Origin of the sequence: Pedobacter terrestris, assembly GCF_052343045.1 — a bacterium.
Taxonomy (GTDB): domain Bacteria; phylum Bacteroidota; class Bacteroidia; order Sphingobacteriales; family Sphingobacteriaceae; genus Pedobacter.
In genome coordinates this window covers 728,432-743,996 of sequence record NZ_CP180264.1, presented here as the reverse complement: position 1 = coordinate 743,996, position 15,565 = coordinate 728,432, and the positions used below count along the sequence as shown (strand labels likewise).

General features: G+C 38.4%; 13 protein-coding genes. 8 read left to right on the top strand and 5 right to left on the bottom strand.

Translation table 11 applies throughout. From position 1 onward, the window contains the following. Positions 1-42 precede the first annotated feature (42 nt). Both ACJVDH_RS03265 and ACJVDH_RS03260 read right to left on the bottom strand, forming a co-directional pair. Positions 43-1,155 carry a hypothetical protein gene (locus tag ACJVDH_RS03265; RefSeq protein WP_443946143.1) on the bottom strand — a complete coding sequence of 371 codons (1,113 nt, stop codon included), beginning with the start codon at positions 1,153-1,155 and terminating at the stop codon, positions 43-45. Next, entirely contained in the window at positions 1,155-1,787 is a 633-nt protein-coding gene (locus ACJVDH_RS03260) for an ABC transporter ATP-binding protein (protein WP_443946142.1), read from the bottom strand. The genes ACJVDH_RS03265 and ACJVDH_RS03260 overlap by 1 nt, the downstream gene beginning before the upstream one ends. A 56-nt stretch (positions 1,788-1,843) precedes the next feature. On the opposite strand from ACJVDH_RS03260, the gene ACJVDH_RS03255 reads away from it, so the two are divergent. The 4 genes from ACJVDH_RS03255 (at position 1,844) to ACJVDH_RS03240 (ending at position 5,674) form a co-directional block, all read left to right on the top strand. Continuing rightward, positions 1,844-2,368 carry a GNAT family N-acetyltransferase gene (locus tag ACJVDH_RS03255; RefSeq protein ID WP_443946141.1) on the top strand — a complete coding sequence of 175 codons (525 nt, stop codon included), beginning with the start codon at positions 1,844-1,846 and terminating at the stop codon, positions 2,366-2,368. Then, entirely contained in the window at positions 2,325-3,170 is an 846-nt protein-coding gene (locus ACJVDH_RS03250; protein WP_443946140.1) for an alpha/beta hydrolase, read from the top strand. Before ACJVDH_RS03255 ends, ACJVDH_RS03250 begins: the two co-directional genes overlap by 44 nt. A gap of 350 nt (positions 3,171-3,520) precedes the next feature. Then, positions 3,521-4,816, top strand: coding sequence for a phosphopyruvate hydratase (eno, locus tag ACJVDH_RS03245; RefSeq protein ID WP_443946139.1), 1,296 nt, complete (start codon positions 3,521-3,523; stop codon positions 4,814-4,816). A gap of 417 nt (positions 4,817-5,233) precedes the next feature. Beyond that, positions 5,234-5,674, top strand: coding sequence for a DoxX family protein (locus tag ACJVDH_RS03240; protein ID WP_443946138.1), 441 nt, complete (start codon positions 5,234-5,236; stop codon positions 5,672-5,674). Between the two features lie 70 nt (positions 5,675-5,744). Here the strand turns inward: ACJVDH_RS03240 and ACJVDH_RS03235 are convergent, their stop codons facing one another. From ACJVDH_RS03235 to ACJVDH_RS03225, 3 genes are all read right to left on the bottom strand, one after another. After that, entirely contained in the window at positions 5,745-8,096 is a 2,352-nt protein-coding gene (locus ACJVDH_RS03235; protein ID WP_443946137.1) for a mechanosensitive ion channel family protein, read from the bottom strand. A gap of 123 nt (positions 8,097-8,219) precedes the next feature. Further along, positions 8,220-9,773: an alpha,alpha-trehalase TreF gene (gene treF, locus ACJVDH_RS03230; protein WP_443946136.1), complete on the bottom strand. Its 1,554-nt coding sequence runs from the start codon at positions 9,771-9,773 to the stop codon at positions 8,220-8,222. 61 nt (positions 9,774-9,834) lie between these two features. Then, positions 9,835-10,518 (bottom strand): arylesterase, encoded by a 684-nt coding sequence (locus tag ACJVDH_RS03225; protein WP_443946135.1) that lies wholly within the window; start codon positions 10,516-10,518, stop codon positions 9,835-9,837. Positions 10,519-10,618: 100 nt separating this feature from the next. Between ACJVDH_RS03225 and ACJVDH_RS03220 the strand changes: the two genes are divergently transcribed. The 4 genes from ACJVDH_RS03220 (at position 10,619) to ACJVDH_RS03205 (ending at position 15,447) form a co-directional block, all read left to right on the top strand. Continuing rightward, positions 10,619-11,308: an ABC transporter ATP-binding protein gene (locus ACJVDH_RS03220; RefSeq protein WP_443946134.1), complete on the top strand. Its 690-nt coding sequence runs from the start codon at positions 10,619-10,621 to the stop codon at positions 11,306-11,308. Next, complete coding sequence (locus ACJVDH_RS03215) at positions 11,301-13,838, top strand: ABC transporter permease (RefSeq protein WP_443946133.1); 2,538 nt, start codon at positions 11,301-11,303, stop codon at positions 13,836-13,838. Before ACJVDH_RS03220 ends, ACJVDH_RS03215 begins: the two co-directional genes overlap by 8 nt. 128 nt (positions 13,839-13,966) lie before the next feature. Continuing rightward, on the top strand, positions 13,967-14,149 hold the full coding sequence (locus ACJVDH_RS03210; protein ID WP_443946132.1) for a hypothetical protein: 183 nt from the start codon (positions 13,967-13,969) through the stop codon (positions 14,147-14,149). Between the two features lie 8 nt (positions 14,150-14,157). Next, positions 14,158-15,447 carry a GntT/GntP/DsdX family permease gene (locus ACJVDH_RS03205; RefSeq protein WP_443946131.1) on the top strand — a complete coding sequence of 430 codons (1,290 nt, stop codon included), beginning with the start codon at positions 14,158-14,160 and terminating at the stop codon, positions 15,445-15,447. The last annotated feature ends 118 nt before the right edge of the window (positions 15,448-15,565 follow it).

The following is a 15,565-nucleotide window of genomic DNA, read 5'->3' as shown; positions in this document are numbered from 1 at the left end:
CGGATTATAGAAAGCTGATTCAAACAAAAAGCTTTCCGACTTTCAATCACAGAACTTCTTTCTAAATATCAGCCATGAGATAATCAGGTTCAATGGAATTAAATAAAGTCCAAAACCAAACATGATCAACAGGTAAAAACATATAAAAATTGAAAAACTCCAAATCAAAAAGCTTTTGATTTGTTGGCCGCTAATTAAAATTATCGCTCTAAATAAGAGTATTGCAGACAATACAAAAACTACTAAACAAATCGATATTCTCATCGGGAACCTAACCAATATCCAAACAATTTCTGGCAGCAAAAGGATAAAATAATTCAGACTGAAACCTAAAAACAATTTCGTCTTGGTTAAAGGAAAATTATGAAGAAAACTAAGGTACTTCAAATTAAAAACCCTTTCCTGATAAATGAGGATAATATGTGCAAGGGCAATACAAGCTGTTACAAGCATCAGAAAACGACTGTCTTCTTTAAGATCGGCAAATACAAAGAGAATACTCGCCATCAACAACCAAGAGAAACCTTTGGTTAAAGAATAGGCCAGCTTTAAGCGGTGGAAAACCTCGTAACTAAATAAAAAGAAAACAGGTTTCCGCCAGCTTTTGCTCAGCTTCGAAATCCAACTTACCGCATCCGTTTCAATTAATGAGGTATTTGTACGTTGATATTGATGCGCAACAAATGCAATTAAAATCAGTTGAAATCCTACAATGATTATCGAAATCAGGTAATAACCGAAAACCAGACCGATAATTATTGCATACAAGGTGTAGGCTAAAACCGGTATAAAAACGTAAAACTGAACGAAAAACCAATGCAAAAATTGTCGGTTTTTGCTTAGAGAATTGAAACTGTAACGTAAGAAATGCTGTGGCTGCAAGTTAATCTGTTGACGGATAAACTGCCAGGTTTTATAAGCGTACAGCAGAGAAACCAGCAAGTAAAAAACCAAAATCAAGGGATTGCTGACCAAGCTTACGGTGAAGAAAAACTGCCAAAAATCGATCTGATCTAGCGGAACTGCACCCAGCGTATTAATGAAGAGGCAATAACTCACCAACATTACAAAGCCAAACAGCAACATACCAGAGTGCGTGCGGTAAAATCCATCGACGAAAATCTTTTTGAGAACACGTGCAGATGCTCTTGCCATTACCTTACCATTTTTAGTTCGTTGTTTTCAATCAGGAGCAACTTAGATTCTGGCAAATTCTGCACTTGAATTTCCTGGTGAGAGGATAGAATAAAGCTTGTTCCATTTTCCTGATAAGCTTTATTGATCCATTTGTAAAGGACAGATAACGATTCTACATCGAGCGCGTTCAACGGTTCATCAAGCAAAGTCAATTTCGGATGGCCAATAAAAGCCAGCACCAAAGATAATTTCTTTAACATTCCGCTGGAATACGTACCAACAGGCTGGTTAATATACGTATGCATTCCCATTTCTTTAATCCGCAAATCTTCCTGTTTAGCTGGTGCATGTTTGGCTTCAGCAAACATTTTGACCATTTCCATACCGGTTAAAAATTCAGGAAACATCGGTTCGGCGGCGGCAAAATTAACCTGTTTCAGATAGTCTGCATGCTGCTTTTTTAAGTCTTTATCTAAAACGGATATGTTGCCTTTAAAAGAAATAATTCCGCCAATAGATTTTAGAAATGTACTTTTCCCGGTGCCATTGCGGCCTTGAAGCCAATAAATTCCCTTCGGTAGAAGAAGATTTTCTATCTTTAAAACTAGATTTCCATTATAGGATTTCTTAAAATGGCTCAGTTGCAACATAATAATATTTTGCTTTTGATCATTTTTACCCAGCAAAGTTACAGCTGCCTAATAATATGAAAATTACGCTACGCCCTTTTGAAACAGATGATGTATATGCTTTGGTAAACAATGCCAACAACATCAATATTGCCAATAACCTCACCAATAAATTTCCCTTTCCATACCTGCAAAAAGATGGCGAGGCATTTATCGAATTTTGTAACAGTAAAATGCCCATTGAAGTTAAAGCGATTGTATCAGATGGAGACGTAATTGGTTCAATCGGGATACATCCTTTACAAGATATTTACAGTAAAAGTGCCGAAATGGGTTATTGGATTGGCGAACCTTTTTGGGGTAAAGGTTTGGTTGTACAAGCAGTTAAGCAAATGTTGGTTTATGGATTTGAAACTTTTGATATTGACCGCGTTTTTGCCAGAACTACGCATCTGAATATTGCTTCTCAACGGGTTTTGCTGAAATCGGGGTTTGTATTTGAAGCAGAATTTAAGGCAACCATTTTTAAAAACAACCGGTATTTTGATGAACGTGTTTATGGTTACAGAAAATCACAGCCAGAAACAGAAACGCAGTTTTAGTGTTAATATGAACATGACTACAGAAACAGCAGGAGAAAACCAACACGAACTTGCCTTTGGCGATCATGTACATATTGTTGATCCTGCTTTTTTTATACCGCAATTAAATACCTATCGTAAAATCTGGATTTATCTGCCTAAGAGTTACAATAAAACAGACCAGAAATATCCTGTAATTTATATGCACGATGGGCAAAACCTGTTTCATGCCCAGCCACCACGCAATAACGAATGGGCCGTAGACTCTATTTTGGATACAGAAATACGTGAAGGTGCAAAAGATACTATTCTTGTTGGAATTGATCATGATGAAGACTCCCGGATGTGCGAATACAATCCTTACGACAGTTCTTACGGAATTGGGACAGGCCAGCAATACGTCGATTTTTTGGTGAACACGTTAAAACCTTTCATTGACCAAAACTACCGTACACTGCCCGATGCCAATAATACATGTGTTGCGGGCGCATCTATGGGTGGCTTAATTTCTATGTTTGCAATTGCAAAATACCCAGAAATATTTGGTTCGGCGGGGGTTTTTAGTCCGGCTTTTTGGATTGCGCCAACTATCTATTCCGATATTGAACGTCTGAAATCCGCATTAAATAATCATCGTATATTTTTCCTTTCAGGCGAAAAAGAAGGCGTAGAAATGCTCCAAAACACAAAAAAAGCATTTGAGATTTTAAATCCGGATGGTACAAACCCTAACATCGTTTTTGTAACCACAGAAGATGGCAAACACAACGAACGGTTTTGGAGCAGAGCGTTTAAAACCTTTTTCAATTTTATTGCAAAATAGCCGAGCAATTTAGTTGCGCTACAAATTAACCTTCGAAGAATTAAGACTAAAGGTTTTAATGTTGCACCACAAACCTAACGGTACTAAACCCGATTGCCGTGAAGACCGGTTTTTTCCACCAGGCGAAACAAAAAACGGGACTACATTTGCCTAAGCAGCACGGCTTTTGCTTTTCAAAAAACAGATGTATTAACTCAACATTACCTGAAAATTAAAAGACATCATAAACATAACATTAAGCGCTCAATCTCTTTATTTATTTAAAAATTATACTAACTTTGATGTTGCGCTTAGTAATTGTACTTTATACACTAAGCAGAGTTAAAAATCAACAAAAAATCAAATTAAAAATGAGCATAATCGTAAATGTCCATGCCAGACAAATCCTCGATTCGAGAGGAAATCCAACAGTAGAAGTAGAAGTAGTTACAGAAGCAGGGGCTTTGGGCCGTGCTGCAGTACCAAGTGGTGCATCTACCGGGCAATATGAAGCTGTTGAATTACGTGACGGAGATAAATCTACATACTTAGGTAAAGGTGTTTTAAAAGCGGTTGAAAACGTAAATACTAAAATTGCTGATGCATTAAGAGGTGTTGATGTTTTTGAACAAAATGCGATTGATAAAATAATGTTGGCACTTGATGGTACCGAAAACAAAGGTAACCTAGGCGCAAATGCTATTTTAGGTGTTTCTCTGGCTGTAGCAAAAGCGGCTGCTGATGAACTTGGCCAACCTTTATACCGTTATATTGGTGGTGTTAACGCAAATACTTTACCAATCCCAATGATGAATATCATTAATGGTGGTTCTCACTCTGATGCGCCTATCGCATTTCAAGAGTTTATGATCATGCCAGTTGGTGCACCTTCTTTCTCTGAAGCTTTACGTTGGGGAACTGAAGTTTTCCATAACTTGAAAAAAATTCTTCACGATAGAGGTTTATCTACTGCCGTAGGTGATGAAGGTGGTTTTGCACCAACTTTTGATGGTACTGAAGATGCAATTGAAACGGTATTAAAAGCTATTGAAACTGCAGGTTACAAACCAGGTTCTGACATTTGCTTAGCTTTAGATTGTGCTTCTTCTGAGTTCTATAAAGACGGAAAATACGATTATACTAAATTTGAAGGTGCTACAGGTGTAATTCGTTCTAGCGAAGAGCAAGCACAATATCTGGCAGACCTTTCTGCAAAATATCCAATCATTTCTATTGAAGATGGTATGGATGAAAACGATTGGACAGGTTGGAAAAGCTTAACAGATAAAGTTGGCGATCACGTTCAGTTGGTTGGTGATGATTTATTTGTAACCAATGTTACACGTTTACAACGTGGAATTGATGAAGATACTGCAAACTCTATCTTGGTAAAAGTAAACCAAATTGGTTCTTTAACTGAAACCATCAATGCAGTAACTTTAGCTCAAAACAGCGGTTATACTTCTGTTATGAGTCACCGTTCTGGAGAAACTGAAGATGTAACGATTGCGGATTTAGCAGTTGCTTTAAACTGTGGTCAAATCAAAACTGGTTCTGCTTCTCGTTCTGACAGGATTGCAAAATATAACCAATTGTTACGTATTGAAGAAGAATTGGGAGAAAATGCACGTTTCATCGGCAAAAACTTCAAATACGCGAAAAAATAATAAAAACGTTTAAACGTTTTGTAAACGCCCATCTGAGTTTCGGATGGGCGTTTTATTTTGAAAAGGATTTTATATTTGTTTTTGGGCGATTAAAAGCAAACCCTCACTCCTTTCTTCCATTACGGGCTTAGTCATGCACTTTTGATACTCATCCTAATTATTGATTTTCGGATCAGTTTTAAAGCAAATATTGTCGGAAGCGTAACCGGCTAAATCGCTAACCAGAGGAATGTAAATACGTGATTCAGGTTAATTTTTAAACTAAATCATTTCAAAGTTTGTAAAACCAGTATTAAAGGGCAAAAAAAGTCAATACTGTTGTTGACACAACCGGATTTGACAAACAAATAAAGGTGTTGAAAACCTTGTTTTTGTGGTTGGCAATTCTTAAATTGTATTAACCAAAATATAAAAATCATGAAACTCCTCAAGAACATCCAAAACTGGGGCGATCGTCATCACCCTAAATGGCTCGATTATTTTAGAATATTACTTGGTATCATTTTAATCTGGAAAGGAATTGCATTTGCAACCAACCTTCAGGCTTTTGATGATCTGATGCGCGGTGCTATGATTGGTACGGCCGTATCTATTAGTTTAATTGCCCATCTTATTATTATTATGCACTTAATTGGCGGTGCAGCTTTGATTTTGGGTACAAACACCCGTTTCTTTTGCCTGGTTAACTTGCCCATATTAATTGGAGCCGTTTTCTTTGTCAATTTATCGCCAAATATCTTCAGACCGTATTCTGAGCTTTGGTTATCTATCGTTGTTCTTGCAGGTTTGCTGTGTTTTTTTGTTGAAGGAAATGGAATCATTTCTGTAGAAAGGCGCAACAGCAACGTTTTAACATAAAATAAAAACGGTGTTCATGTACAAGTGAACACCGTTTCTTTATTCAGGTTTCTTTAAAACCATCTTATCATTATAAAATATCTATACCTTTTTCATCAAAGGTTTCGAAAATCTGAGCGTTAACCATACTACGGGTTAAATCTGCTTTAGAAATGTCTTTACACCAGAAATAGATATTTACATTACTGTTTAATTTACTTACCGGCGTAACCATAATTACCGGTTCCTTGTTTATGAAAACGTTACTGTTTTCTGCAATAATATCGCGGATTAAACTCACAACTTCTGAGGGGTTAAAAGGTTTTGCAATAGACAGAGAAATATCTATGCGCATTTGGTTGTTGCTTAACGTCCAATTGATGATATTGTTGGATAAAATTGAACCATTTGGGATGATAATCTCGGCACCTTCATCGCTTAATAATGTACTGGACCGTACGCCAATTTCTTTTACTCTTCCTTTTTTACTGCTTAGTTCTACAACATCGCCAATGCGGATGGTTTTATCGAAAATGAGGATAATTCCGGATACAAAATTGCTGACGATATTTTGTAAACCCAAACCAATACCTACACCAAGTGCGCCCAGAATAACGGTAATTTTATCAATTGGAAGTCCGGATGCTGCAACGGCAATCAGAAAACCCGAAATAAGCAAAACCAGCCGCGTTACCAGTAATTTAGAGCGTTCTCCTTTATTATCTTCTAAAGTATCATCGCCAGTATCGCCAAAGAAGTATGCGATATATTTCTGAAGGAAATTTGCGGTCCAGATAATGCCTAAGAAAAGTACGATGCCACCAAGCGTGAACGAAAAGCTCCCGATGACCCTCTTTTCCGTAAGGACTTCCATAATCGCTTCATAGATTCCATTAAAGATATTTAGGTTGGTGGTGAAAATTACAAACCAGATAAGAGTTGCACCAACTCCCGTTAATCGGTTTAAACCCGCTGTTACCGCGTGCCATTCAAAGTATTCTGGGTATCCTTTTCGTATTCTGCTACTCTTCATCTGCAAAAGAAACGCTTCTACCAGTATTTTGGCCAAAATGGTTAACGAAATGGCATTAAGCAATGCACTTACACCTGTAGAATAAAAAATCTGAGTGAGCGTAAACCTGCCGAACAGATTGCAGAAAATGGCAAGAAAGGAAAAAAACGTATAGATAACTCCTGTTGTTACAATTACTTTATAGCGTTTCGCTTTTTCATCGAGCACTTTCCACAAAACAAGTCCGTAGGTTGTTGATAATACGCTTAAAACCAATAATAGCCAGCGCTGATAACGTGGCGACATGCCCATTAATCTTAAAAAAACCGGCGCGAGCAGTAAAATGGCAAAAACACACCAATAGTAAAATAATTTGCTCGGAAGCTTTTTCCAGAAAAACCATGTAAGCAATAGGGAGAGAAATATCTCTACAATTTCTATATATAATGCCGGTGCACGAAGGTCAAAAATGGGCGCCAGCGTAAACAACATAATAAAGGTGATTAGGAATGGCCGCGGACTTAAAAACCTAAACTCATCAAGAATATCTAAACGGCCCCGGTTTTTCAGACTTCGGTAATTGTAAATTACCCAAAAGAAAAAAACAGCACAGGTAAAAAGCAAAAGTGCCCGGCTACTCCTGGTATACACAAAATAGTAAGCAGAAATTTGTTGTTCGCCATTGATAAATTTCCTAAAACCTACGCTTTTATTGGCTTTACTGTTAGCGGTTTCCCATATATAGCGGCGTTCTTTACCAAAAGCGCGTATACTTACGGCATCAAGCTGGCTATCCGTAATGTATATCAGCTCTTTAATGTTGATTAAATTTGAAGACGTACGCGCCTGTAAATTGTTTATTGTTTGTGTGGTTACTTTCAATAAACTATCCATGACCAAATGCTTTTTCTGCAAGTCTTTAAACTCATTTGTAAACATAGAACGGATAGATGGCGAGGTGAAAATTTTAACAATCACACTATCTTTTGCTAAGCCAAGTATTTCAGTTTTTAGTGCCCTGAGTTCTTTTTCATATTGATCCAGATCGGCCAGGCAATCTACGTTATTGGTACTCAGCTCGCTTAGAAGAGTTTCATCCATTTGCAGGTTCTGCAAATTTGGAATGCGATCTGCTGCCGTTAAACGGCTTTTTAATAAAGCCAACGCGGCTTCATCTTGAGTTAGATGCGCAGCAATTGAAGGCAACTTTTTAAACGATGAAACGGTTACTGGCACTTTGTTTACTGCTTCAAATACCTTTTCCAAATGTGTTAAATAATCTCCTTTGGTCAGCACGGCAGAATCTGTAAGTATCGTCAGGTCCTGCCCTGTAGTTTTCTTTTGTGCAAGTGCTGTGTAGCAGAAAGTGCATATTGTTAAACAAATTACGGCCATGCAAGCCCACATCTTCAAATGTGCTTTTCTTTTCATTAGTTTAATATGGTATGGATCAATTTATAGAGTACGAACGCACTTACTTTAGGTTTCAAAAATAAGCATAAGAAACACTAAACCGGAACCTAAAACTGAATTTGCGGCACATAAAATACCGGCTTAATTTCCAGCGCGCTTAAGCAGCTTAAACATAACTCCATTTGTCCATCCGAAACCATCTTGTAACGGATATTCGCCGCCTCCGCCCAACTCATTACTTTGGGTAACATCGTACTTTTCCATCATTTTTCCGGTTTGTTCAAAAACTCTGGTGTTCAGTTTCATCCATCGTGTAGCAACGTCATTTGATAAGGCGTTATAACCATATTTCTGTAGCCCTGCAATACTCATCCATTGTAAAGGTGCCCAAGCATTCGGATTGTCCCATTGCTGGCCAGATTTAACTAGCGTGGTAATTAAACCGCCGCCTTTTAAAAAACTACTTTTTAGTTTTTGTGCTACAGCAGCAGCTTGTGTTTTTGTAGCGATACCGAAAAATAAAGGAGCAACCGCAGCAAGTGTTTGTTGTGTGCTAAGTTTTTTTGTTTTCCAGTTGTAATCTGTAAAAAATTTTTGTTCCGAATTCCAACAGTATTTTAAGATCGCCGCTTTTCTTTTTTCAGCTTTGGTGTTGTAAAGTGTCGCATTGTTTGTTTCACCTTTCTGCGTATAAGCTTGTGCAATTGTACATTCGAGGTGATACATTAAACCATTCAAATCAACCGGAACTAAGTCTGTTGTGATAATGGTTTTAAAATTTTGTCCATCTGCAAACCAACGCGTACTAAAATCCCAGCCAGATTCTGCTGCGGAGCGCACATTTCGGTAAAAAACTGATTTATCTTGTTTGCTTTCTTTTGAAGCTTTCACATCTTCTGCGTAAGATTCCTCTCTTGGATAATCGCCTGCATCCCAATATCGGTTTAAAACGGTACCATCACTCAACTTAACCACGTGGTTTTTCGCACCGCCGTTTTTAACGCTTTCAAGCCCTTTCATCCAGAATGCATATTCTTTAAGCAACACATCCTGATAATCTTTCACTTTCACTTTAGGATCGGCTTCTGCCAGTAATGCAACCATCATAGAAAAAAACGGCGGTTGCGAACGTGTAAGGTAGTAGCTTCTGTTCCCATTGGGGATAAAACCGTAAGTGCGAATTAGAAAAGCAAAATTATCTACCATATCTTTGATGATATCTGCTTTCCCCGCCTCCTTTAAACCCAGCATCGTAAAATAAGAATCCCAGTAATAAATTTCTCTGAAACGCCCGCCAGGTACGATATATGGTTTTGGCAAAGGCAGTAATGAAGTTCCTTTAACCGTGTCTGGTTGGCGTTTAAGCACTGTCCATAAAGTATCCAAATGTTTTTCAATTCCGGCAGAAACATCAGATCTGTATAAATCTGTATGGTTTTGCGGGGCCTCGAAATTCTCTTCTACAAATGTTTTCAGACTAAAATTTGCTTTTGCTTTCTCTGCTTGATAGGCTGCCATAATATCCTTTGCAGATTTTTTTGGTGTGGCATCTACAAATGTTTTTCCATCCGGAAAAATACCCGAAAGTTGAACGGATTCAAATAAACCCGGATAAAGTTGCCGCGGACTTTCTACCTCTTGCGCAAAAACGCTGAAAGAAATTACCCAGAGAAAAACAATAAAGTACTTTTTCATAACACACTGATTTATGGAATTTTGGCAATTTGGATAACTCATCGGCAGCTGCCGCAAAATATTACAACAAATCTTTAAGCACAATCCATACGTTTTCTGCGAGGATTTTATCGCCTTCAGCAGTCGGATGTATACCATCTTCCTGATTTAATTTCGGGATTCCGCCAACTTTATCCAATAGAAATGGGATTAAAGCCATATGGTTTTTTTCAGCCAAAGCCGGAAAAATATTTTTAAAATCTGTAGTATATTTTTTGCCCATACTTGGTGGCATTTGCATACCGGCAATAACGAGTTTGGCTTGTGGATATTTTTGTTTCACGCGATCGATAATATCCTGAAGGTTCTTTGTGGTTTGTGCCACCGGAAGTCCGCGTAACCCATCATTAGATCCCAGTTCCAGCACAAAAATATCTATCGGCTGTTTCAGCAACCAATCAATGCGACCTTTGCCACCTGCAGATGTTTCTCCGCTTAAACCGCCATTAATTACATTATAAGGCAGATTTAAAGAATCAATTTTATTTTGAATTAACGCCGGATAAGCTTCTGTTGGGTCTAATCCATAACCGGCGGTTAAGCTTGTACCAAAAAAAAGAATGTTTTTAGATTTAGCCTTTTTTGGCTGCTGTTTTTGGTCAGCTGAATCTAAAGTTTTTTGCTCTTGATTCTCACTTTGTCCATTTCCACAAGCTGAGAAGAGCAGAGCCAAAACAAACAGCCCCAATAATCGTTTTCGTAACATAAATTAAAATTCTGTCTCTAAATTTATAACCACTACATAACAGGCGCGGCCAAATTATGTTTTGAATAGTCTACATGCAAATCCTCAAACAAAAATCATTTTGGAAAGTATCCTAAACCTTAGAAATGTAAGCAAAATTTACCAAAGTGCCCAGCGCGAGCTTCGGGTTTTAAATAACATTAATTTCAGTATTTCTGCAGGAGATTCTGTCGCAATTACCGGCCCATCGGGAAGCGGCAAAACCACTTTATTGGGATTATGTGCCGGCTTGGATGGTGCAAGTGAAGGCAGTGTAGAATTAAACGGAATTGCACTCGAAAAACTAAGTGAGGATGAAAGAGCTTCCGTAAGAAATCAAAATATCGGGTTCATTTTTCAAAATTTTCAATTGCTGCCCACGCTTACCGCTTTAGAAAATGTAATGGTACCCATGGAGTTAAGAGGTGCTAAAAACATCCGTTCACATGCTATGGAACTGCTTGAAAAAGTTGGTCTTTCCGATCGTGCGCAGCACTACCCTATTCAACTTTCTGGCGGTGAGCAGCAGCGTGTTTCTTTAGCGCGGGCTTTTTCTAATACGCCGCAAATCTTATTTGCCGATGAACCTACCGGAAACCTGGATGCTGAAACCAGTGAAAAAATTATTAAACTTTTATTTGATTTGAACCGCGATGCCGGTACAACACTCGTAATTGTAACACACGATCTGGATTTGGCTGCTAAAACCGGAAGAACAATTAAAATAAAAGGTGGCGCTCTACTTTCTGATGAAATTAAACAACATGGATAAATCGCTTTCTTCTTCCTCTATCCGCCTTTCGTGGTTGTTTAAAATGGCTTGGCGCGATAGCCGTAAAAACCGGTCGCGTTTGTTTCTGTTTATTTCTTCTATTGTGCTCGGCATTGCAGCACTTGTTGCAGTCTATTCTTTTAAAGATAATTTACAAAATGATATAGAACGCCAGGCGAAAGAACTTACCGGTGCAGATTTGATTCTCGATAGTAAAAAAGGAATCAGTAAATCAATGCAAAAGTTGATAGACAGTATTGGCGATGAACGTTCTCAGGAAAAAACTTTCGCGTCTATGTTGTATTTCGAAAAAAATGGCGGAAGTCGTTTGGTACAAATGAAAGCGCTTGAAGGCGCTTATCCGTATTACGGCATTATAGAAACCCAACCTGCTGAAGCTGCAAAAACCTTTCAACAAGATAAAAATGCCCTGGTAGATAAAACATTGATGTTGCAATTTGGTGCTAACGTTGGCGACTCAATTAAGGTTGGAGATTTGAAATTCAGAATTAGTGGAGAACTGATCAAAGCACCCGGACAAACCGGTATTGCATCAAGCGTAGCGCCTATAGTTTATATTCCTTTCAGTTATCTGGAAAAAACCAATCTAATTAAAAATGGCAGCCGGATTAACAACAAGTTTTATTATAAATTTAATAACCCTGAAAAGGCTGAGCCTTTGGTTAAAAAACTGGAAACAAGGTTAGAAAAAGAAGGTTTTGATGCGGAAACGGTAGAATCCAGAAAAGAACAAACCGGCCGAGCATTTAAAGATGTAAACCGGTTTCTGGCACTTTCTGGTTTTATTGCATTACTATTGGGCTGTATTGGCGTGGGCAGCGCGGTGTATGTTTACATACAGGAAAAATTAGCCACTGTTGCCACTTTAAGGTGTTTAGGTTTAAAAGCCCGACATGCATTTTTTATTTATTTGGTTCAGATTTTTTTTATCGGCTTAATTGCAGCATTACTCGGAACCATACTGGGCACCTTAATTCAGTTTCTGATTCCAATGGTATTAAAAGATTTTCTTCCGGTAGAAATTACTATGCAAATTTCGTGGCCAGCAGTTTTGCAAGGCATAATTCTGGGTATTGTAATTTCTCTTTTATTTGCATTGCCGGCTTTACTTCGGGTACGTAAAATCTCTCCGCTAAATGCAATACGCGCTTCCTTTGATCAGCAACCTACTCAGAAAGCTGATCCGCTGCAATGGTTGGTTAATTTACTCATTGCAGTTTTTGTGTTTGCCTTTACCTATCTGCAAATGAAAAACTGGCTGTATACATTAATGTTTACAGCGGGCATTGGCATAGCATTTTTGCTGCTCATTATCTTATCAAAAGTGTTAATGTTTGCTGTGAAGAAGTTGTTGCCAGCGTCTTCTGCATATGTATTGCGACAAGGTTTTGCCAATCTTTACCGCCCTAACAATCAAACCTTAATGTTAACCATTTCTATCGGTTTGTCTACGGCTTTTATCTGTACATTATTTTTCGTACAATCTATATTGCTTAGTCGGGTTACTTTATCATCGGGCAGTAATCAGCCGAATATGGTGATGTTCGATATTCAGAATACACAAAAACATGGCTTGGATAGTTTAACAAAATCTTTCAAACTTCCGTTAATGAACCGCGTTCCGGTAGTAACCATGCGTATTGAAGAAATTAATGGGAAAAAAGCTGGAGCAGACAGCACTAAAAACCGCGCATTCCGGAACGAAATTCGTGCAACTTATCAGGATTCTTTAACCGCGGCCGAGAAAATTACCAAAGGAAAATGGATAGGAAAAGTTAATCCTGAAGAAACCATTTACATTTCTCTTGATCAAAATTTCGCCGATCGCATTGGTGTTGGCCTGAACGATAAAATCTTATTTAATGTACAGGGAATGCTAATTCCAACAGTTGTTGGCAGTTTAAGAGAAGTAAACTGGACAACTTTACAAACCAATTTCAGAGTTGTTTTCCCTGCTGGCGTGTTAGAAGAAGCACCCCAATTTCATGTGTTAATGACCAGAACACCATCAAGTGAAGTATCGGCACGCTTTCAGGGAGAAGTGGTTCAAAAATTCCCCAATGTTTCTGTAATAGATTTGGATCTTGTATTAAAGTTATTGGATGAGCTGCTGGGGAAAATTGGTTTTGTGATCCAATTTATGGCAGGTTTTAGTATGTTAACCGGTTGGGTAGTTTTAGTTTCTGCAGTTTTGAGCAGCAAAAACCAACGCATTAAAGAAAGTATTTTATTGCGTACAATGGGCGCCAGCCGGAAACAAATCCTGAGTATTAATGCAGTTGAATATTTCTTCCTGGGCGCATTTTCTGCTGCTGCCGGAATGATTTTGGCACTTGCAGGAAGCTGGGCATTGGCCAAATTCAGTTTTGATGCAACGTTTATTCCGCCGGCTGGCGCAACTTTTTTGCTTTTCGGCTCTGTAATTTTGCTGGTTGTAATTACCGGCATACTTAGCAGCAGAAATATTCTAAATCAGCCGCCACTAAAAATTCTACGCAATGAAGGATAAAAAATTTCAGGAGATGTAACCCACTGGCTGCATAACCTGAAATTGCAAATATTGATTAAAAATCATTGATCGGGGTTTAGGTAAAATAGCGATGAAAACCTATCTTGCATTTTTCTTCGGATAACTTTATGATAAGATTAAACAGCGAAACACCAAACGACGTACTTCAGGAAGTAAAAATCGGCGACATGGTTACAGACACATTCAGCAAAACCGGAATGGTAGAAAGTATTGAAGTAGATGACGATGGACTGTACAAACTGTATATTTTTAACCTCGTTACCGGAAGAACCATCACGATAAAAAAATAACCTGCTGTATGTCTTTACTTATCCTGCTTTTATCTATCGTGCTTTTGTTTATCATGATTTTGAAAAAAATCAGCCCCATGATTGCCTTGTTAAGCGTAGCCATTATTGCAGGTTTACTGCTGGGCATGCCCGCAAAAAAAGTAATGGATGCTATTTCTAACGGCATTGGAAGCACTTTAGGCAGCATGGTAATGGTGCTCGCATTGGGCGCAATGATGGGAAAATTAATTGAAGACAGTGGCTCTGCAAAAAAAATCGTTTTTATCTTAATTAAAGCTTTCGGAAAGAAAAACATACAATGGGCGGTGTTGCTGACGGGTTTAATGGTGGGCATCCCGCTATTTTATAACGCTGGTTTTGTTGTTCTTATTCCTTTGGTATTTGCCATTTCTGCCGCCACCGGATTATCAAAACTGTACATTGGTTTGCCAATGGCAACGGCATTATCTGTAACACATGGTTTTTTGCCTCCACATCCTGGACCCGTTGCATTGGCAGGAATTTTTCATGCCGATCTCGGAAAAACGCTTATCTACGGATTGGGTTTAACCGTTCCAATTGCCGTCATTGCCGGAATTTATTTTCCGAGGATGATTACCACAAAACTCCAAACCACCAATATTCAGGAATTTGCTTTGGAAGAAACTGATGATTTGCCTTCTGGACCGAAAAGTTTCTTTATGGCTTTACTCCCAATTTTACTGATTATAGGCGGAACAATTGGCAACGGAATACAAGCTGAATACGCAGGGAAAGCAATTTTTACTTTTCTGGCCGATCCTACTGCCGCGCTATTGATTTCGGTAGTCTTAACCTTATTTATTCAAAAAGGCACAATAGAAAAAGCAATGGACTCTTGCACAGAAGGTGTAAAAAGCATTGCCATGATTGTATTGATTATTGCTGCCGGTGGCGCATTTAAACAGGTGCTCATTGACAGTGGAATGGGTGAAACGGTGAAAGAAGTAACCGGAAACTTAAATCTTTCTCCGCTACTGCTTGCCTGGTTAATAACCGCTTCTTTAAGAGTTACATTAGGTTCTGCAACAGTTGCCGCGTTAACCGCTTCTGGCATGGTACTTCCTTTAATTGGCCCGGCTGCACCTGCAGAATTAATGGTTTTATCGGTTGGTGCCGGAAGTTTAATGTTCTCACATGTTAACGATACCGGTTTCTGGATGTTTAAAGAATACTTCAGCTTAACGCTAAAACAAACTTTCGGCACCTGGACCGCCATGGAAAGCATGGTTTCTATTTTAGGTTTATTGGGCGTTTTACTTCTAAACCAATTTGTTTAACAAGCCAAGTTAACGCATAGCCGTTTTCATATCGGAAAAAAGAGATTCTCGGCATTAGATAAAAATACAACCCAGGTTTTCTACAGCGCATATGTGCATAAAATAGGTTCGGTTTTAT